Annotated in this window: 6 protein-coding genes and 1 pseudogene; 3 read left to right on the top strand and 4 right to left on the bottom strand. The window is 68.1% G+C overall.

What is annotated here, in order from left to right:
• The first annotated feature begins 242 nt into the window (after window positions 1-242).
• Window positions 243-1,799 (top strand): serine/threonine-protein kinase, encoded by a 1,557-nt coding sequence (locus tag ACZ7NC_RS44180; RefSeq protein ID WP_471497761.1) that lies wholly within the window; start codon window positions 243-245, stop codon window positions 1,797-1,799.
• A gap of 51 nt (window positions 1,800-1,850) precedes the next feature.
• Here ACZ7NC_RS44180 and ACZ7NC_RS44175 read toward each other — a convergent pair whose 3' ends face one another.
• The 3 genes and pseudogenes from ACZ7NC_RS44175 to ACZ7NC_RS44165 all read right to left on the bottom strand — a co-directional run bounded on the left by ACZ7NC_RS44175 (window position 1,851) and on the right by ACZ7NC_RS44165 (window position 3,455).
• Window positions 1,851-2,267 carry an arsenate reductase ArsC gene (locus tag ACZ7NC_RS44175; RefSeq protein WP_471497759.1) on the bottom strand — a complete coding sequence of 139 codons (417 nt, stop codon included), beginning with the start codon at window positions 2,265-2,267 and terminating at the stop codon, window positions 1,851-1,853.
• 47 nt (window positions 2,268-2,314) lie between these two features.
• The gene (locus ACZ7NC_RS44170; protein ID WP_471497757.1) at window positions 2,315-3,166 is read right to left on the bottom strand and encodes an aquaporin; all 852 of its coding nucleotides are present in this window, start codon (window positions 3,164-3,166) and stop codon (window positions 2,315-2,317) included.
• A pseudogene (locus ACZ7NC_RS44165) lies at window positions 3,073-3,455 on the bottom strand (ArsR/SmtB family transcription factor). Before ACZ7NC_RS44165 ends, ACZ7NC_RS44170 begins: the two are co-directional and overlap by 94 nt.
• Window positions 3,456-3,539: 84 nt before the next feature.
• Here ACZ7NC_RS44165 and arsM point away from each other — a divergent pair.
• On the top strand, window positions 3,540-4,382 hold the full coding sequence (arsM, locus tag ACZ7NC_RS44160) for an arsenite methyltransferase (RefSeq protein ID WP_471497755.1): 843 nt from the start codon (window positions 3,540-3,542) through the stop codon (window positions 4,380-4,382).
• 391 nt (window positions 4,383-4,773) lie between these two features.
• Here the strand turns inward: arsM and ACZ7NC_RS44155 are convergent, their stop codons facing one another.
• Window positions 4,774-5,052, bottom strand: a complete 279-nt coding sequence (locus ACZ7NC_RS44155) for a hypothetical protein (RefSeq protein WP_471497753.1) — start codon at window positions 5,050-5,052, stop codon at window positions 4,774-4,776.
• Between the two features lie 19 nt (window positions 5,053-5,071).
• On the opposite strand from ACZ7NC_RS44155, the gene ACZ7NC_RS44150 reads away from it, so the two are divergent.
• Entirely contained in the window at window positions 5,072-6,076 is a 1,005-nt protein-coding gene (locus tag ACZ7NC_RS44150; RefSeq protein WP_471497751.1) for a hypothetical protein, read from the top strand.
• Window positions 6,077-6,133 lie beyond the last annotated feature (57 nt).

Genomic DNA, 6,133 nt, shown 5'->3' with positions numbered 1-6,133 from the left:
TGCCACAACAGGTCCGGTTAGAGAAGGACTCCGATTCCCTCAGACGACAGAGAAGCGCCACACCCTCTCTCACCCCGCCGAGGAAAGCGCGCGGGCGCCCGCCTCTCTGGCCATCCCTCTGGCCGGACCCGCCCCCACGCGCGCGTACTCCCTCGCTCTTCCGTCCCCGTGTCGAGCGCGCGTTGACCATGTCCATGCACTCGAATGGACTATCGTGCCTTCTCGACCTGGACTGTTCGCGAATGGGAAGCAGAGAAGGGGACGGTCTCGCGGTGAGCGATCAGGGGCGGCTCGTCGCCGGCCGGTACCTGCTGGTGGAGCGGGTGGGCAGTGGCGGCATGGGCACCGTGTGGCGTGCCGAGGACCGGCTGCTGGGCCGTCATGTCGCCCTGAAGAAGCTGCACATCCCACCACACCTCCAGGACGACGAGGTCCAGACCCTCTACGAGCGCACCCGCCGCGAGGCCCGCAGTGCCGCCCGGATCGCCCATCCCAACGTGATCGTGGTGCACGACGTGCTCGACGACGAGGGCCTGCCCTGCATCGTCATGGAGTACGTGCCGTCGGTCACGCTGAGCGACGTACTGAAGCGGCGGGGTGCGCTGCCGCCCGACGAAGCCGCCCGGATCGGCCGTGCCATGGCCTCCGCCCTGCGCGCCGCCCATGACGCCGGGGTCCTGCACCGGGACGTCAAGCCCGCCAACGTCCTGCTCGGCGACGACGGGCGGATCGTCCTCACCGACTTCGGGATCGCCATGGAGTCGGGCACGTCCTCGCTGACCAAGCCCGGTGAATTGATCGGCTCCATCGGCTACTTGGCGCCCGAACGGCTGCGGGGCGCACGTCCCGGGACGAGCCCCGCCAGTGATCTGTGGGCTCTGGGGGCGACGCTGTACCAGGTGGTCGAGGGGCGGGGCCCGTTCCGCCGCGCCACCGCGATCGAGACCGCGTACGCCATCGCCACCGACCCGCACGAACCCCCGCACAGTGCCGGAGGCCTGGGCCCCGTGATCGAGGGCCTGCTGGTCAAGGATCCCGAGCAGCGCATGGACGTACACGAGGTCGAACGCCGCCTGGCCGAGCTGACCGGCACACGGACCGAGCGCCTCGATCCGCCCACGCGACCGGACCGTACCGACGACCTCGCGCCTCCCGCACGAAAGGCCGGCTCCCACCGCGGTCGCCGTACGGTCGTGCTGTCGGCCCTGGCCGTGACGCTCGTCGCGTGTCTGGCGGGCGGTGCGGTGTGGTGGCTCAACGGCAGGGCCGATCGGCCGGGAGGCCACGCGTCCGGCTCCGAGGCGACGACCCCCGACCCGAGCGTCAGCGCCGGCTCCACCGCGCCGCCGCTGCCCGCCGGTTACCACCTCGAGAAGCCTGACAGCGGCGTCTCCGTGCCCGTGCGGGACGGCTGGAGGCGCGACACCCTGCCCGGCGGAGAGGTCGTCTACCTGGACCCGTCGGAACGGGTGGGCCTGAGGGTCAACGTCATCGAGTTCGCCGGCACCGATCCGCTGCGGCACTGGCGGGAGACGGAAGAGGAACAGACGGCGCGCGACAACCCCGGCTATGAGCGCGTGCGGATGGCCGAGACGACTTTCAGGGGACGGCCCGCCGGGTACTGGGAGTTCACCTTCGACGGCAGGGCACGGAAGTTCCGGGCCGCGGAACTGGCCTTCGCGAGCGCCGACGGCACCCAGTACGTGATCTACCTCTCCGCCCCGGACGCCGAGTGGCACAAGTACCGGCCGGTCTTCGACGCCGCGGTCAACGGGGTCCGGTTGAAGGGCACCACCTGACGACGGGTGGACGACGGCCCACGCTGGTAGTGCGCTGGGCCCGCTGCGCTGTCAGGCGGGCAGCAGCCCGGCGATCAGGCCCCGGACGCGCTGCTGGATCTCGTCGCGGATCGGACGTACGGCGTCGACGCCCTGTCCGGCGGGGTCGGTGAGTTCCCAGTCCAGGTAGGTCTTGCCGGGGAAGACGGGGCAGGTGTCGCCGCAGCCCATGGTGATGACGACGTCGGACGCCTGGACCGCGTCCGTCGTGAGCACCTTCGGGATCTCGGCGGAGATGTCGATGCCGACTTCCTTCATGGCCTCCACCACAGCCGGGTTGACGCTGTCCGCGGGGGCCGAACCGGCGGAACGGACCTCCACGAGGTCTCCGGCGAGGTGAGTGAGGAACGCGGCGGCCATCTGCGAGCGCCCGGCGTTGTGGACGCAGACGAACAGGACGGATGGCTGAGCCGGGGTGGGGGTGTTCATGGCGTGGTGTCTCCGGGGTCTCAGGGGGGCTCAGGGTCTCAGGGGTCTCACGGTGCGGAGGTTGCGGGGAGGGGCTCCGGCTCCGGATGCGGAACGGCGACGTTAGCGGAGTGGGCGGCAGGGGCCGTGCGGCCGAACACCGCGGTCAGCAGCACCAGGCCGACGGCCGCGCCCACGAACTGGGCGGCGACGAACGGTCCGACGGAGGCCGGGGCGATCCCGGCGAAGGTGTCCGTGAAGGCGCGGCCGATGGTCACCGCCGGATTCGCGAACGAGGTCGAGGAGGTGAACCAGTAGGCGGCGCCGATGAAGGAAGCCACGGCGGCCGGAGCGAGACGTTCACGACCGGATCGCGTCAGGCCGAGGACGAGCAGGACGAGCCCGGCCGTCGCGACGATCTCGCCCAGCCACAGATGGCCGGCGGACCGGTCGTGAGCGGACCACTTCACCAGGGGCTCCGCGAACATGGCGTTGGCCACTACCGCGCCGCCGACCGCGCCCAGGATCTGCGCGGCGGAGTAGGCGGCGACTTCCCGCAACGGCGTGCCACCGCCGGCCCGTCGACCGGTGAGCCACACCGCGAGGGAGACGACCGGATTGAAGTGGGCTCCGGAGACCGGCCCGAGCAGAGTGATCAGTACGGCCAGACCGAAGACGGTGGCCAGGGAGTTGGCCAGCAACTGCACCCCGACGTCCTGCGACAGCCCGGTGGCCTGGATGCCGGAACCGACGACCACGGCGACCAGAGCGCCCGTACCGATGGCTTCGGCGGCGAGTCGACGGCCCAGCGGCGGGGCTGGAGCGGTCATGCGGTCACTTCCTGGGGCTGGGGCTGGGGCAGTCGCAGGAAGGAGCCGAGTCGATCCAGGGCGGCGGGCATCACCCAGTAGTAGACCCATGTGCCGCGCCGTTCGCAGTCGACGAGTCCGGCCTGTCGAAGCAGCTTCAGGTGGTGGGAGATGGTGGGCTGCGAAAGGTCGAAGGCAGGCGTCAGCTCACATACGCAGACCTCGCCACCCTCGCGCAAAGCGATCATCGACAGCAGCCGCAGCCGTACCGGGTCGCCGAGCGCCTTGAAGACTTTCGCCAGGTCGGCGGCGTCTTCCTCACCCAGCGGGGCGGCGGTGGGGCTCGACAGCAGCCGCCGTCCGAGTCCTGCCCGAGCACCTCGAGCTCTTGATTCGACATTCCTCTATGTTGACGTCTTTCGATTCAAGGCGCAAGCTGGCTTGTATCGAAGAACGCCAATGCAAGCAGTTCGAGGAGCGAAAGATGACCGAGCATTCCCTGGACCGGGACCAGGACCAGGACCTGGACGTAGATCCGGATCTACGTGAGATCGTCCGCCGGCGCTACGCGGCAGCGGCGGTGAAGGTCACCGAGGGCGGGAGCGCGTGTTGCGGGCCGCAGGCGATCGAGGTCGACGAGAACTTCGGCTCCACGCTGTACGCGTCGAACGAGCGCGACGAACTCCCCGCAGAGGCAGTCGCCGCCTCGCTCGGCTGCGGCAACCCCACCGCCGTGGCCGAACTGCGCGAGGGAGAAAGCGTCCTGGACCTGGGCTCGGGCGGCGGCCTCGACGTGCTGCTGTCCGCCCGTCGGGTCGGACCCACCGGCAAGGCGTACGGGCTGGACATGACCGAGGAGATGCTGGCCCTGTCCCTGGCCAACGCGGCGAAGGCCGGCGCGACCAATGTCGAGTTCCTCAAGGGGGCCATCGAGGCCGTACCGCTCCCCGCGAACACGATCGACGTGGTGATCTCCAACTGCGTGATCAACCTGTCCACGGACAAGCCGGCGGTGTTCGCCGAGACGTTCCGAGTGCTGCGGCCCGGAGGGCGTATCGGCATCTCCGACATCGTGGCCGACGACTCCCTGACCACCACACAGAGGGCCGAACGCGGTTCCTACGTCGGCTGCATCGCCGGCGCCCTGTCCTTCGCCGAGTACCGACAGGGCCTGCGGGCGGCCGGCTTCACCGACATCGAGATCACCCCGACCCACCGGGTCGCCGACGGCATGCACTCGGCGATCGTGCGGGCGACGAAGCGGGCGTCGGTTCAGCCGGAGGCGTGCTGCGGTGGTCCGGCATCAGAGTGCGGCTGCTCCGTCTGAACCAACCCTCAGGCCGGTCACGGCGAGGGCCCGAACCGGGGCCCACGTACCCCGTGTGGACCATGCCCCCACGATCCCCCGCCCGCCCGGTACGCTGTACCCGCTCCGCCCCAGGTGGGCGCGAGCGAGGTGGGTTGCCCGAGCGGCCTAAGGGAACGGTCTTGAAAAACGTGAGGACGCGAAAGCGTCTCCGTGGGCCCGGATCCCGCCCACTCCGCAGGTCATAGACGTGCTGGTCAGAAGGGGTGCTCCTCGCTGAGGGGCACCCCTTCTGCATCGGTCCTGTCTCACCTTGCCCCAGCCCGGCACGTCGGGGATCAGCCTGCGTGGACTAGGCGTGGACCACTCGTCGATGGCAGCGGCACACTCGTTCCACCTACAGACGGAACAGCTAGGCCACCTTGCCGCCGATGAGCCCCACGATCGCCCCGAAGCCCATCATGTAGGTGGTGGAGCATGCCTCAGCAGCGGCCTTTACCTGCTCGGCGTCGCCCCCGAACGCGGCCAGTAGCACATTCAAGATCAGCGCCAGGACCGTCAGTACGGCCACCGTCGAGAAGATCAGCTTGAAGCGGGGCGTCAGGTCGGACTTGCTCTCAGGGACGCGGGTGCTCTGCTGCTCGGGCTCGTACGATCGCGCCCGCTTGTGGATCGGGGTTTCGTTGTCCATGCCCTCATATACTGCCCAGATGGGACATTGGTCGGAGGGCCTAGCTGATGAGGTCGCGAAGCGGATCGGTGGCAGCCCCGACCGTCAGGCCCTGAAGGACAAACTTGCCCAGGTCGGACGCGAGGTTGAGACCCTGTCGGGCCGTAGCTTCCAGCCGCTACGCCGAGCGACCTCGCATATCGAGCCCAACGGCTTGCCTTTCGTGGACATCCCGGACCTGCAGGTCGGCTCGATGGAACCTGTGGCAGGAGCCTGGACTGTCCCTGACCCGGTGAACGGCCAAGTGGCGACCGTCCTGCAGGTTCTACCCATGGCTAACCCTGGCCCGAGTGCGGCGTCCAAGGCTGACGGGCTATGGATAGCCGGCCAACTCGTGGCCGGGGCGGCGCGGACGGGGCGTTTGTCAGCGGACTACGTCCTCCACTGGCTGGGCAGGTCCATGGACCACGAGCGGCGAAAAGAAGTATTCCGCCGAGTAATGGACCCTGCCGTTCGATTTTATGTCCCAATCCTCGGGGTTGCTGTAAACGGCTGGTGGATCCAGATACAACGGCGCCTCATCTGGGTGACAAGCGAATCCGAGGACGACGGACAGCTTATTGAGCCGCTGATGAACAATTCGACGGAGGGTGGAGAGTTGATACCGCTCGCAGCGGTAGAGGCTATCCTAATCGCGGCTCCCATGACACGACATCCCGCAGGTTGGGCTTTCACCGCACGCATATGGCCCGAGCAGGTTCAGCAGCCCAAAGATCGGCCATGGAACAAGCTTGCGGACGCCATTCACGGTCACGGAATTCCGACCATCACTGTCGACCCGGTATCGACCCCTCACGAGATCGCATGCCAAGTGGTCCTTAAGGGGTATTGGCACGGTTACATCAGCGGTGATGAGCCAGCGCTGGCGAACGCCGTTGCGATGGCGTACCCGCAGCAGGTTGACCGTATTCAGCGAGAAACCAGAGCCCCAAACAAGACTTCTGCAGCTGCCAATGCCGGTGAGTTAGGACGTTTCTGCAGGTAGCGGCGGGTGTCTGGCAACTTTCAGCGAGTAGTGGACGTTACTGGGAGTGCGTGGTTG

Source organism: Streptomyces sp. NPDC111802, from assembly GCF_055634335.1.
Note: the sequence above shows the minus strand (reverse complement) of the source record. Positions and strands in the feature narration are given on the sequence as shown.